Here is a 12,733-nt window from a genome sequence, read left to right as displayed (position 1 = left end):
CACGTAGCCCTCACAGCTCCGTGACCTGGCCGGCATCCACCCGCCAGTGCCGGTCAGTGCGGACGGCCCGCAGCATCCGGCGGTCATGCGTGACCAGCAGCAGAGTGCCGTCATAGGATTCGAGCGCCTCCTCCAGCTGCTCTATCGCGGGCAGATCCAGGTGGTTGGTCGGCTCGTCGAGCACCAGGAGGTTGACTCCCCGAGCCTGAAGCAACGCCATCCCGGCACGGGTACGCTCCCCCGGGGAGAGACCCTCAACGGGACGGTTGACGTGGTCGGCGGTCAGCCCGAACTTGGCCAGCAGGGTACGCACCTCGCTCGCGGTCATGTCCGGGACCGCGGCCCCGAAGACGTCCACCAGCGGCCCGGGTCCCCTCAGGAGGGAACGGGCCTGATCAATCTCCCCGATCTCGACGCCGGAGCCGAGCGAGGCCGACCCCTGATCCGGGCGCTGGCGGCCGAGCAGGGCACGCAGCAGGGTCGATTTGCCCGCTCCGTTCGGGCCGGTGATTCCGATCCGTTCCCGGGCGTTGACCTGCAAAGACACCGGCCCGAGGGTGAATTCTCCCTGGCGGTAGACCGCCTCGTTGAGCGTGGCCACCACCGAACCGGAACGGGTCGCCGTGGCGATGGTGAACTCCAGCTTCCACTCCTTGCGGGGTTCCTCCACCTCCTCCAGGCGCGCGATCCGGCTCTCCATCTGACGGACTTTCTGGGCCTGCTTCTCACTCGACTCGGACGCCGCCTTGCGCCGGAGCTTGTCGTTGTCCGGGGCTTTCCTGATGGCGTTGCGTACCCCGTGGCTGGACCATTCCCGCTGGGTGCGGGCGCGCGCGACGAGGTCGGATTTCTTCTCGGCGAATTCCTCGTACTTCTCCCGCCGTTGACGGCGCACGGTCGCGCGCTCCTCAAGATAGGAGTCGTACCCGCCGCCGTAGACCCGGTGAGTGTCCTGCGCCGGATCGAGTTCGAGGACCTGGGTGACGCAGCGGGAGAGGAACTCACGGTCGTGGCTGACCAGCACCACTCCCCCGCGCAGCCCCGTCACGAAGCTCTCCAGGCGCGCCAGCCCGTCAAGGTCGAGATCATTGGTCGGCTCGTCCAGCAGGACGACGTCAAAACGCGACAGCAGCAGGGCCGCCAGCCCCACGCGGGCGGCCTGACCACCCGACAACGAGGTCATCAGCTGGGCGTCGACCCCTTCGGGGCCCACGTCGAAGCCCAGGTCGGCGAGGACGGCGGGGAGCCGCTCGTGAAGGTCGGCGGCGCCGCTGGCCAGCCACCGGTCGAGGGCGGCGGCGTAGACCTCGGCGGATTTCTCCCCGCCGTCACCGAGGGCCTCGGCGGCGGCGTCCATGTCCCGGGTGGCCTGTGCGCAACCGGTGCGGCGGGCGACGTAGTCGGCGATCGTCTCGCCGGGGACACGTTCGTGTTCCTGGGGCAGCCAGCCGACGAAGGCGTCCGCGGGCGACAAGGCGACCGTCCCCGACTGGGGAGAATCCACGCCCGCGAGCAGGCGCAGCAGGGTGGATTTTCCGGCCCCGTTCGCGCCGACGACGCCGATCACGTCTCCGGGGGCGACGGTGAAGTCCAGCGAATGGAACAGCGTGCGGTGGCCGTGGCCGCCCGCCAGGTCACGGGCCACGAGGGTTGCGGTCATCGCCCTATTGTCGCATCCGCATGACCGTTGGGCGCAACCGTCGCCTCGGCAGCGACACACCCGCGCAGAAGCCACCGGCAGACCCTGGCCCGGGCCACCGGCACTGTGCTGTACTGGAACCATGAACCTGCTGAGGCGCTACCGCTCCACGGGCGCCGACCTCCCCTTCGGCAACCTCCTCCGCGCCCATGAGGGGGTGGCGATGGAAGGGTACTTCTGGCGCATCACCGACCCCGGGTCCGGCCGCGTGATCATCGCGCTCTGCGGCGTCAACCAGGGCCCCGCCGGGCCATGGGCCACCGTCGGCTACGCCGCGTGGCCCACCGGCTTCATCCGCACGGGTTCCCTCGATGGCGCCTGGGCGGACCCGGACTCGCTGGGGGTGGAGGGCGGCGTCGTTAAGGGCGCCGGGGCGCCACCCGCCTTTGAGGGCACCAGGCGCCGGTTGCGGGTGAATCTGGGCGAGGACGCCCGACTCGACCTGACTTTTCACGACCTCGCCCCGTGGCCGCGTCACTTCCTGGGCGGCTCCAGCCTCTTCCAGTCCGTGCCCGCCCTCAACCAGTACTGGCACCCCTGGCTGCTCGGTGGGAAGGCGTCCGGAACCGCCGTCGTCGGCGAGGAGACCTGGGGAATTTACCGACGCGCAGGTGTACGCGGAGAAAAACTGGGGCCGGGAGGGCTTCCCCGAGGCCTGGTGGTGGGGGCAGGCCCAGGGTTTCGCCGAACCCGACGCCTGCGTGGCCTTCGCCGGTGGCGTCGTGACCAGCGGCCCCATGACGACGGAGGTCACCGGGCTGGCGGTCGCGCTCCCGGGCGGCCGGGTCCTGCGTCTGGGCGACCCGCTGATCAGTCCGGTGCGCACCCGCACCAGCGACGAAAGCTGGAGCATTTCGGGCCGGGGATTCGGCTGGGACGTCAAGATCGAGGCCACCGCCCCGCTGGATAGCGCGTTCGTGTTGCCGGTCCCCCTGCCCAGTGAGCACCGGAACGTGGCGGGCGATCTGGAACACCTCGCCGGCACGATGAGGGTGACGGTGACCCGCTTCGGCACGCATGTCTGGACCGGACGCACCGACCTGGCGGCGCTGGAGCACGGTGGCCTGGACCGGGCCGCCGACGAACTGCGCCGGCGCGGCCTCGATCCGTCGCTGACCCACGCCCCTCCGGTGCAATGAAAAACGGCCGGTAAGCCCGCGCCGCTGCGCAGGATTACCGGCCGGAGCCCGTCGCCCGGAGAGGGCGCCTAGAACATCTTCCACTCCTCGAGGCCCTCGTAGAGCGGGTACTTCGCGGCCAGGGCGTCGACGCGGGCGCGCAGAGCCTGGATGTCGGCGTCCTTGCCCTGGGCCAGGGCGGTGGCGATGACGTCGGCGGTCTCGCGGAAGTCCTCGGCCTGGAAGCCACGGGTGGCCAGGGCGGAGGTGCCGATGCGCAGACCGGAGGTGACCGCCGGCGGGCGGGTGTCGAAGGGCACGGCGTTGCGGTTGACGGTGATGCCGGCCTCGTGCAGGAGGTCCTCGGCCTGCTGGCCGTCCATGTCGGAGTTGCGCAGGTCAGCCAGCACCAGGTGGACGTCGGTGCCGCCGGTCAGGACGTCGACGCCGGCGTTCCGGGCGTCGTCCTGCATCAGGCGCTCGGCCAGGATCTGCGCTCCCTCAATGGTGCGCTGCTGGCGGTCCTTGAACTCCTCCGTGCCGGCGACCTTGAGGGCGATGGCCTTGGCGGCGACGACGTGCATCAGCGGGCCACCCTGCTGGCCCGGGAAGACGGCGGAGTTGAGCTTCTTGGCGAACTCCTCCTTGGCCAGGATCATGCCGGAGCGCGGGCCACCGAGGGTCTTGTGGATGGTTGTGGAGACGACGTGCGCGTGCGGGACCGGCGAGGGGTGCAGGCCGGCGGCGACCAGGCCGGCGAAGTGGGCCATGTCGACCCACAGGTAGGCGCCGACCTCGTCGGCGATCTCGCGGAACTTGGCGAAGTCCAGCTGACGCGGGTAGGCGGACCAGCCGGCGATGATGACCTGCGGCTTCTCGCGCAGCGCGGTCTCGCGGACCTTGTCCATGTCGATGCGCATGGTGTCCGGCTCGACCTCGTAGGCGACGACCTCGTAGAGACGGCCCGAGAAGTTGATCTTCATGCCGTGGGTCAGGTGACCGCCGTGTGCCAGGGACAGACCCATGATCTTGTCGCCCGGCTTGATCAGCGCATGCAGGACGGCGGCGTTGGCCTGCGCACCGGAGTGCGGCTGGACGTTGGCGTACTCGGCGCCGAAGAGCTCCTTGGCGCGCTCGATGGCCAGGTTCTCGACGATGTCGACCTGTTCGCAGCCACCGTAGTAGCGGCGGCCCGGGTAGCCCTCGGCGTACTTGTTGGTCAGGACCGAGCCCTGGGCCTGCAGCACCGCGCGGGACACGAAGTTCTCCGACGCGATCATTTCGAGGGTGGTGCGCTGACGGTTCAGCTCACCGGCGATGGCGGAGGCAACGGTGGGATCGAGGTCAGCGAGCTCGGTGTTGAGCAACGGGTTATCAGTCATGTCGGACCGGGCGCCTTTCAGGGACGGGGCTTCTACGTACAACTTCACAACGCCGGGGCACGTCACGTCACCCCGATGTCTCGGAATATTACCCCCCTGCCTCTGTTTAACCCAGGCGATAATCAGGGCGTATCCCCCGGGCATGTCACAATGGGGACCATGGCCAGAACCTCCGACGTCAGCCCGTACCTGGATTTCGACCGCGAATCATGGCGGGAACTGCGCAACTCCATGCCGCAGGTGCTGACCGAGGACGAGGTCGTCGAGCTGCGCGGTCTGGGCGAGAATCTCGACCTGGCGGAGGTCTCCGACGTCTATCTCCCGCTGTCGCGTCTGATCCATCTCCAGGTCACCGCCCGCCAGGAGCTGACGCGCGCCACGGAGACCTTCCTCGGCGACGACCCCGGGCACGTCCCCTTCATCATCGGCGTCGCCGGCTCCGTGGCGGTGGGCAAGTCCACGACCGCCCGCCTGCTCCAGGTGCTGCTGCAGCGCTGGGATTCCCACCCGCGGGTGGATCTCGTCACCACCGACGGCTTCCTGCTGCCGACCGAGGAACTGGAACGCCGCCAGCTGATGAGCCGCAAGGGGTTCCCGGAGTCCTACGACCGCCGCGCCCTGCTGCGTTTCGTCACCGACGTCAAGTCCGGCGCCCCCCTGGTCTCCGCGCCGGTGTACTCCCACACCACCTACGACATCGTGCCCGGGGCGGTCCAGGAGGTGCGCCGCCCCGACATCCTCATCATCGAGGGGCTCAACGTCCTGCAGACGGGTCCGACCCTGATGGTCTCGGATCTCTTCGACTTCTCCGTCTACGTCGACGCCCGTACCGGCGACATCGAGCAGTGGTACATCGACCGCTTCCTGGAGCTGCGCTCGACCGCTTTTCGACGCCCGGGGGCACACTTCGCGAAGTACGCCGACACCGACGACGATCAGGCGGTCACCATCGCCCGGGAGATCTGGCAGTCGATCAACCTGCCGAACCTGGTCGAGAACATCCTCCCGACCCGGGTCCGGGCCTCACTGGTGCTGTCCAAGGGACGCGATCACCTGGTCGAGCGCATCCGCATGCGCAAGATCTAGCCCGCGCGCTTCGCCCACGCGACGATCGGGCCCAGCTCGTCGACGTCGACCCAGTCGACGTCCTGGTTGTACGAGGAGATCATCGCGCGATCGTTGTCGCTCTTGCCCGGTTTGAGGCGGATGGCGGTGATGATGCCCGTCATCACCTTCCCGTGGGTGCCGCTGAGCTGCGAGTAGTTCAGGCGGCCGGGCAGGTAGAAGCGCTTGACGTGATCCGCCCGGGAGCCGAGCATGTGGCCCACCTGGTCGCGCTCGCGGGCGTAATCGCTCAGCGACATGCCGACCGCGGCCACCGCCACCGGTCGAGAACCCAGGTTCAGCTCTTTGGCGTGCTCGGCGATCCAGGCGGCCGCCGGCAGCGTCGGGCCGTGCACGTAGCTCATGACGATGATCGGATCGGTGCCGGAGGGGACCTCGGCGCCACGCAGCGGCTCTGCGCTGGTGCTCAGCCGCTGCGCCAGCTCTTCAGCGTACTGTTGCGTCGAGCCGTACTGGGATTCGAATAAAATATGGGCCATACCCGGAGTCTAGCGCTCTCCGGGCGGCGTTTGCCCGGCTATGGTCTACATCATGCGGGTGGTGATGACCCTCAGTCGTCGCCCCGGGCCGGGACATCCGCGGCCCGCTCGCGGGGCGCGTTGGTAAGGACTTCATCGGAGTGTTCGGTGTACCACTCCGTCAGCGACTCATCCCCGGAATCGAAGTTTGCGCCCGCCCCCTCCTCGGTCCGGACCTTCGCCGCCCCGAACACGAAGTCGTCGCCGTGCTCGGTGATGCCCTTGACCACGCCGCGACGCACGGCTTCCAGGCCGTAGCGGCGGCGGATGATGAGGGGGTCGTTGACCAGTTCGCGGGCCCAGGCGACGCCCATGCCGACCATGATGATCACGAACGGCAGCGACATGCTCACCATCATCGCCTGGAGCCCGGACAGCGCGTCCTGACCGCCGACCAACAGCAGGGCCAGCGCGATCAGACCCAGCGACGCCCCCCAGAGCACCGTCACCGGAGTCGACGGGAGGGGCCTGCCGTTCTGGGACATGGAGCCGAGCACGTTGGTGGTCGAGTCCCCTGCGGTGATGAAGAAGATGAGGATGGCCACCAGCGTGACCACCTGCATGAACAGCGAAAGCGGCAGGTTGGCGAACAGATCGAACATGACGTTCTCCCCGGCGCCGATGATCGGCAGGTCCAACCCCTGCAGGGTCTGCCAGATGGCGGTGCCGCCGAAGACGACCTACCAGAGCACCGAGATGGCTGCGGGCGCGAAGATGGTGACGGTGACGTACTCACGCAGGGTGCGTCCCTTGGAGATCTTGGCGAAGAACATGCCCACGAACGGCGACCAGGAGATCCACCAGGCCCAGTACATCGTGGTCCAGGCGCCGACGAACTCCGCCTCCCGCGGCCCCTCGGAGGCGTTGACGGAGAAAAAGTCGGGGACGGTCTTAAAGAAAGTCAGCACCGAGGACGGCAGCAGGTCCAGCAGATAGACGGTCGGCCCCAGCAGGAGCACGAACGCCCCCATGAACAGCACCAGCCCCATGTTCGCGTTGGACAGGATACGGATTCCGGTCTTGACGCCGGAGACCGCCGAGAACGTGAACAGGGTGGTCATGATCGTGAGAATCGCCACCACCCAGCCGTTTCCGGTGAGATCCTGGCCGGTGAGGATCGAGGTGCCTGTCTGAATCTGCAGTGCACCGATGCCCAGGGACATCGCGGTGCCGAAGAGAGTGACCAGGACGGCGAAGATGTCGATGAGCTTGCCGACAGGATGGTTCGGCGAGTTCGGGAAGACCGGCTCAAAGATCGCCGAAATCAGCGGCAGGCGGCCGCGTCGATAAGCCGTGTAGGCGATGGCGCCACCCACGAAGGAGTAGGTCACCCAGGGAAAGGACGCCTGATGGAGGATGGACTGTGCCACGCCGGGTGCGGCCGCGGCGCCGGTGCCGTCTTCGATGCCCAGCCCGTCAAAGGCCGGCGGAACGCTCTGGAAATGGATCAGTGGCTCCATCGGGCCGTAGAAGATCAGCCCGATGCCCAGGCCCGCGGCGAAGAGCATGGAAATCCACGTCGTGGTGGAGAACTCTGGTTCGGCGTCATCGGCGCCCAGCCGGATTCGGCCGGTCGGGGAATAGCCGACGGCCAGCATGAAGATCGTGATGCCGAGCATGACCAGCGTGAACAACCAGCCCATGTTGCCCACCACCCACGTCTGCATCGCCACGCCGACGGAGTTGAGGTTGGCCGGGGCGATGAACGCCCAGACCACGACCGCCATGCTGACGACGAAGGCCACGCTGAACACGACCTTGTTGGTCGGGTAGCGGATTGCGGTGTCCTCGACGCTGATGCCGGGAACAAGGGCGGGGTGAATGGACTTCTGTCCGGTGACAGCCTTTCGGATTCGTTCGCTGTTGACCTGGTTGACGCGACTTCTTCGGCGCAGGACGACGGTGTCGTCATGGTGGTCCTGATCGCGCGGGGTCTTGTCGGGCATTGCGACAGTGCCTTCCTTCGGCTTCTCGGGAACGGATTTGTACCGTTGTCCGAGGCTAGCGTCCCTGAGGATCGCCTGTCACATCCGCCACAATCCCCTATTTCCCGAAACGCCGCGAACGCTGGGAGTAGTCGCGCAGCGCCCGCAGGAAGTCGATCTTGCGAAACGCCGGCCAGTGGGTGTCGGTGAACCAGATCTCCGAGTAGGCGGCCTGCCACAGGAGGAAGCCGGACAGCCGCTGCTCCCCGGAGGTGCGGATGACCAGGTCCGGGTCCGGCTGGCCCGAGGTGTAGAGATGATCGGTGACGGACTCGATGGTCACGTGCTCCGAGATCTCCCCGGCCGGCGTGCCCGCCGCCGCCTGCTCGTCGATGAGCGTGCGCACCGCGTCGACGATCTCCTGACGACCGCCGTAACCGACCGCGATGTTGACGGCCACGCCCGTGTGCTCCGTGGTGGTGGCCGCCGTCTCCTGCATCCGGCGGGACACCTCCTCGGGAAGCAGCCGCAGGTGTCCGACGAGACGGACCCGGCAGTTCGCGTCGGTGTCGGCAAGCTCGCTGATGACGCCGGAGATGATCTCGTAGAGGGTGTCGATCTCGTCCGAGGACCGGGAGAGGTTCTCCGTCGACAGCAGATAGACGGTCACCACCTCGACGTCGGTGTCGGCGCACCAGTCCACCAGCTCAGCGACCTTCTTCGCGCCCACGCGGTGGCCGTGGCTTACGTCGGTGAACCCCGCCTCACGCGCCCAGCGGCGGTTGCCGTCGACGATGACGGCGATGTGCTTGGGCTGCGACACTCCCCTCAGCTCTCGCTGGAGACGAGCCTCGTACAGGGGGTACAGCAGTCGGGACAGGATGCTCACCCCCCTGAGTCTAGCGTTCGTGATCAGTGATCCCGCGACGTGCCCGAGGCGTGGACCTGCCGACGCGTGCGCACCGCCGCCGCCAGCTCGGCGAGCAGGTCGACGGTGGTGTCGACGTCCATGCATTTGTCGGTGACGGATTGGCCGTAGACCAGGCCCTCCCCTCCGTTGATCTTCAATTTCGCGGGGTCCAGGGACTGCGCGCCGGCGACGAGGAAGGACTCCAGCATGACGCCGGCGATGTGCTCGTTGCCGGCGGCGATCGCCGAGGCGATGTCCTGGGTGACCTCGGCCTGGCGGACGTGGTCCTTGCCCGAGTTGGCGTGGGAGGCGTCGATCATGAGGCGGGCGTCGGGGCCGATCTTTCCGACCGAGGCGGCAACGGAGTCGACGTCGTAGTTCGGCCCGGAGGTGCCGCCGCGGAGAATGATGTGACAGTGCGGGTTGCCCGCCGTCTCCACGACGGAGGGGTGGCCCTCGTCGGAGGTGCCGAAGAAGAACTGCGGCTGGGAGGCGGCGACGACCGCGTCGAGGGCGACCTGGATATTGCCGTCGGTGCCGTTCTTGAAGCCGATCGGCATGGACATGCCGCTGGCCAGCTGTCGGTGGACCTGCGATTCGGTGGTGCGCGCGCCGATCGCTCCCCAGGCCACGGCGTCGGCGTAGTACTGCGGCGAGTTCGGCTCGAGGAACTCGGTGGCGGTCGGCAGATCCAGGTTGACCACGTCCATGAGCACCTTGCGCGCCAGCGCCAGACCGGCGTCGATGTCGTAGGTCTCGTTGAGGTGCGGGTCGTTGATCAGGCCCTTCCAGCCGACCGTGGTGCGCGGCTTCTCGAAGTAGACGCGCATGACGATCTTCAGGTCGTCGTTGAGGCGCTTGGCCAGCGGGGCAAGGCGGTTGGCGTAGTCGAGCGCGGCGACCGGATCGTGGATGGAGCACGGGCCGACGACGACCGTGAGTCGATCGTCCTCACCCGCGAAGATGTCGGCGATCTCCTGGCGATCGCGCTCGACCTTGGCGGCCTGGGACTCGGTGAGCGGGTATCGCGCCTGCACCTGGGCGGGGCTGGGCAGGTCGTGGAACGCGCGGACCCGACGGTTGGCGGTCGAGGCTGCGTTGGCGAGGGATACCGGGTGACTCATGGCGAGGTCTCTTTTCAGGTAATCAATCTGGGTTGTTGAGGGCAACGGGCGGGAAAGCAAAAAGCAGCCCCGTCACCCTGCGTTGGGGTGAGGTGCTGCTGGCTCCGGGTGTTCGTCGTTTCAGTCGTCAGACACGCGAAACGGCGAGGCGGCGGGAATGGGCACCCGGAGCCTCACCAAAATAAAATCGCTGAACGAACATGCCCCACACCGTACACGCTGGACACGCCGGACACAAGCATATGGTCTAGAGGAATGGCTTCCGGCGGCGGTCGAACACCCCCGCCTCCTCCATCGCCTTGTCGACGGCAGCCTCATCGAAGAGGTCGATGCCGTGGGCCTCGGCGAACATCGCCCGGCGGCGGAAGCGCGTGAAGCGGCGGTAGAAGGCCCAGCCCAGGGCCAGCACGGCGACGCCGAGCACGACCAGGATGAACAGGCCGATCGGAGAGGCCTTGCCGAACTCGGGGCCGACGGGGCCGTCGGAAGGTCCCTGGGCCAGCAGGAGGTCGACAGTCGTCGCGGCGTTGAGCGCAGCGGCATGCACAGTGGTGGAGATGGTCATCAACGAACGCTTCCCTACAAGAAGATGGTGGAGGTGCTACTGACGCCCGAGTCTACTTGCGGTGCAGCTCATGGTTCGAACTGTCCGCCTCCGACGGGTCGCCGATCCCGGCGAAGAGGTCCGTTTCCGGCAGGTCCGTCGACACGCGGGTGCGGGCCAGCTCGAATTCCTCGGTGGTCCACATCGTCTGCTGCACCTCGGTGGGCACGGCCAGGAAGGCGCCGGCCGGGTCGATCTGGGTGGCGTGGGCGCGCAGGGCGGCGTCGCGGTGCGGGAAGAACTCGGCCGCCTCGACCTGGGTGGAGACACGGGCCATGATGTCGGCGTCCTGCTCACCCCAGCGCTCGAGCATGCGCTCGAAGGGGCTCTCGTGGCCGCCGTCGACCAGCCAACGGTGCATCTTGAGGATGCGCTGGTAGATGAACCCGTGGCTGTAGTACAGCTTCAGCGGCGCCCAGGGCTCCCCCAGCTCCGGGGCGTACTCGGGGTCGCCGGCCCTGTCCCAGGCGATCATCGAGGTGACGTGGACCTTGATGTGGTCCGGGTGCGGGTAGCCGCCGTTCTCGTCATAAGTGAGGATGACGTGCGGGCGCTGCTCCCGGATGAGCTTGATCAGGTCGTGAGCCACGTCCTCGTCGTCCTGCACCGCAAAACAGCCCTCCGGCAGCGGCGGCAGGGGCTCGCCTTCCGGGAGGCCGGAATCGACGTAGCCGAGCCACACGTGCTCGACGCCGAGCGCCTCTGCGGCGGCGGCCATCTCGTCGCGGCGCACGGCCATGAGGTTCTCGATGATCTCCGGGCGATCCATCGCCGGGTTGAGGATGCTGCCGCGCTCACCGCCGGTGCAGGTGACGACCAGCACGTCGTTGCCCTCGGCGGCGTAGCGGGCGGTCGTCGCCGCGCCCTTCGACGCTTCGTCGTCAGGGTGTGCGTGAATGGACATCAGGCGGTAGCCGCTCACAGTTGCTTCTTCCTCACAGAGATGAATGAACGCTGGACACAGGAGACCCGGCAATCGGGTTCGTTGACACAGCCTAATCTTTTCCCCGTCCGATTCCGCACTCCGCGAGGACGGGCGCAGCGACGGACGTGGGAAGAGCCTCGATGGCGCCCTCCCTCCCGTCAACCGTTAGGATGATGTCGACATTCCCTCCCAGACGCTGATGCCGAGGTTCGTATCCATGAGCTCCACCCCAGTCACCCGACCCGCCTCCCGGTACGGCCGCGACAACACGCCGAGGAAGCCGTCGGGGATCGCCGGCAAGGTGGTGGCGGTGGCGTTCACCCTCCTGATCATCGGCACCATTCTCTTCGCCGCCCGTTACCTGCAGGAGCGTGAATCCGTTCCGGTGTCGGCGTCCCTGGTGACCTACGAGCGCCTCGACGAGGAGACCATGCGCCTGTGGGTGGACATCTCCCGCGAGGATCCCTCCCAGCCCTCCTACTGCATCGTGACCGCATTGAACTACGCCATGGCCGAGGTCGGTCGCCGCGAGGTCATCATGCCGGCCGGCGGCGAGACTCAGACCCGTATGCAGGTGGACCTGCCGACCCGTGATCTGCCGGTCTCCGGCGGCGTCTACGGCTGCTCGGTCAACATCCCCGCCTACATGAACCTCGAGGACCCGACCTACACCGCCCGTTAGCCTCCTCCCCCGGCCACGCGCCCGATTGCGACGGATGGATGGGAACCCGGGTCCGGGCGCTGTGCTAGCATTTCGTGCAGAATAAACCTGCTGGTGGCGCCAATGTTCGCCGTCGGCGGGTCAATGACGACCGACACCGGCCACGGCTGCGACGCCGCGGGTGTGGCCTCCGAAGGAAAGCGAACGAAGCCCATGGCAGAGACTCAGAAGCAGTACATCACTCCGGAGATGAAGGCGAAGCTCGAGGGTGAGCTGCAGGCGCTGATCGACAACCGTCCGGTCATCGCCGCGGAGATCAACGAGCGCCGCGAGGAAGGCGACCTCAAGGAGAACGCCGGCTACGACGCCGCGCGTGAGCAGCAGGACCAGGCAGAGGCCCGCATCAAGCAGATCTCCGAGGTGCTCGCGAACTCCACCACGGAGCGCGGTGAACTCGCCGAGGGCGTCGCCCACACCGGTTCGGTCGTCCACGTCTACTACAACGGCGACGAGAACGACAAGGAAACCTTCCTGATCGGCACCCGTGCCGCGGCCACCGGCAACAAGGACCTGGAAACCTACTCCGAGCAGTCCCCGCTCGGCGCGGCCGTTCTGGGCGCGCAGGAGGGCGACACCCGCGAGTACACCGCGCCCAACGGCAACACCATTACGGTCACGATCGTCTCGGCCGCACCGTACGATTCCGAGAAGGCCGCCACCCCGCGCGCGTCCAACTAACTTT

General features: G+C 67.4%; 10 protein-coding genes and 2 pseudogenes. 4 read left to right on the top strand and 8 right to left on the bottom strand.

The window, feature by feature from the left end; translation table 11 throughout:
* Positions 1-10 precede the first annotated feature (10 nt).
* Entirely contained in the window at positions 11-1,660 is a 1,650-nt protein-coding gene (locus tag CGUA_RS04605; protein WP_290197916.1) for an ABC-F family ATP-binding cassette domain-containing protein, read from the bottom strand.
* Positions 1,661-1,781: 121 nt separating this feature from the next.
* Here CGUA_RS04605 and CGUA_RS04600 point away from each other — a divergent pair.
* Positions 1,782-2,838: pseudogene (locus CGUA_RS04600) on the top strand (tocopherol cyclase family protein).
* A gap of 68 nt (positions 2,839-2,906) precedes the next feature.
* Here CGUA_RS04600 and glyA read toward each other — a convergent pair.
* Positions 2,907-4,199 carry a serine hydroxymethyltransferase gene (gene glyA / locus CGUA_RS04595; RefSeq protein ID WP_290197915.1) on the bottom strand — a complete coding sequence of 431 codons (1,293 nt, stop codon included), beginning with the start codon at positions 4,197-4,199 and terminating at the stop codon, positions 2,907-2,909.
* 159 nt (positions 4,200-4,358) lie between these two features.
* Here glyA and coaA point away from each other — a divergent pair, with 159 nt between their 5' ends.
* On the top strand, positions 4,359-5,285 hold the full coding sequence (gene coaA / locus CGUA_RS04590) for a type I pantothenate kinase (RefSeq protein WP_290197914.1): 927 nt from the start codon (positions 4,359-4,361) through the stop codon (positions 5,283-5,285).
* On the opposite strand, the gene CGUA_RS04585 is transcribed toward coaA, so the two are convergent.
* From CGUA_RS04585 to mca, 6 genes and pseudogenes are all read right to left on the bottom strand, one after another.
* On the bottom strand, positions 5,282-5,803 hold the full coding sequence (locus CGUA_RS04585; protein WP_290197913.1) for a flavodoxin domain-containing protein: 522 nt from the start codon (positions 5,801-5,803) through the stop codon (positions 5,282-5,284). The two genes, coaA and CGUA_RS04585, sit on opposite strands and share 4 nt — an antisense overlap.
* A gap of 71 nt (positions 5,804-5,874) precedes the next feature.
* A pseudogene (locus CGUA_RS04580) lies at positions 5,875-7,788 on the bottom strand (BCCT family transporter).
* A gap of 97 nt (positions 7,789-7,885) precedes the next feature.
* Complete coding sequence (locus tag CGUA_RS04575; RefSeq protein ID WP_290197912.1) at positions 7,886-8,656, bottom strand: isoprenyl transferase; 771 nt, start codon at positions 8,654-8,656, stop codon at positions 7,886-7,888.
* A gap of 23 nt (positions 8,657-8,679) precedes the next feature.
* Positions 8,680-9,801, bottom strand: coding sequence for a 3-deoxy-7-phosphoheptulonate synthase (locus CGUA_RS04570; protein WP_290197911.1), 1,122 nt, complete (start codon positions 9,799-9,801; stop codon positions 8,680-8,682).
* A gap of 247 nt (positions 9,802-10,048) precedes the next feature.
* Positions 10,049-10,366, bottom strand: a complete 318-nt coding sequence (locus tag CGUA_RS04565; RefSeq protein ID WP_290197910.1) for a hypothetical protein — start codon at positions 10,364-10,366, stop codon at positions 10,049-10,051.
* A gap of 52 nt (positions 10,367-10,418) precedes the next feature.
* Complete coding sequence (gene mca / locus CGUA_RS04560; protein WP_290197909.1) at positions 10,419-11,327, bottom strand: mycothiol conjugate amidase Mca; 909 nt, start codon at positions 11,325-11,327, stop codon at positions 10,419-10,421.
* A 220-nt stretch (positions 11,328-11,547) separates the two neighbouring features.
* Between mca and CGUA_RS04555 the strand changes: the two genes are divergently transcribed.
* Positions 11,548-12,012, top strand: coding sequence for a DUF4307 domain-containing protein (locus tag CGUA_RS04555; RefSeq protein WP_290197908.1), 465 nt, complete (start codon positions 11,548-11,550; stop codon positions 12,010-12,012).
* Between the two features lie 192 nt (positions 12,013-12,204).
* Positions 12,205-12,729 carry a transcription elongation factor GreA gene (gene greA, locus CGUA_RS04550; RefSeq protein WP_290197907.1) on the top strand — a complete coding sequence of 175 codons (525 nt, stop codon included), beginning with the start codon at positions 12,205-12,207 and terminating at the stop codon, positions 12,727-12,729.
* Positions 12,730-12,733: the final 4 nt, after the last annotated feature.

Source organism: Corynebacterium guangdongense (assembly GCF_030408915.1).
GTDB classification, from domain to species: Bacteria; Actinomycetota; Actinomycetes; order Mycobacteriales; family Mycobacteriaceae; genus Corynebacterium; species Corynebacterium guangdongense.
This window is presented reverse-complemented; position numbering and strand designations above follow the sequence as displayed.

Excerpts from the sequence above, each read along its gene's own strand:
- CGUA_RS04605 (WP_290197916.1), bottom strand. The coding sequence starts at position 1,660 with ATGACCGCAACCCTCGTGGCCCGTGACCTGGCGGGCGGCCACGGCCAC.
- glyA (WP_290197915.1), bottom strand. The coding sequence starts at position 4,199 with ATGACTGATAACCCGTTGCTCAACACCGAGCTCGCTGACCTCGATCCC.
- coaA (WP_290197914.1), top strand. The coding sequence starts at position 4,359 with ATGGCCAGAACCTCCGACGTCAGCCCGTACCTGGATTTCGACCGCGAA.
- CGUA_RS04585 (WP_290197913.1), bottom strand. The coding sequence starts at position 5,803 with ATGGCCCATATTTTATTCGAATCCCAGTACGGCTCGACGCAACAGTAC.
- CGUA_RS04570 (WP_290197911.1), bottom strand. The coding sequence starts at position 9,801 with ATGAGTCACCCGGTATCCCTCGCCAACGCAGCCTCGACCGCCAACCGT.
- CGUA_RS04565 (WP_290197910.1), bottom strand. The coding sequence starts at position 10,366 with ATGACCATCTCCACCACTGTGCATGCCGCTGCGCTCAACGCCGCGACG.
- CGUA_RS04555 (WP_290197908.1), top strand. The coding sequence starts at position 11,548 with ATGAGCTCCACCCCAGTCACCCGACCCGCCTCCCGGTACGGCCGCGAC.
- greA (WP_290197907.1), top strand. The coding sequence starts at position 12,205 with ATGGCAGAGACTCAGAAGCAGTACATCACTCCGGAGATGAAGGCGAAG.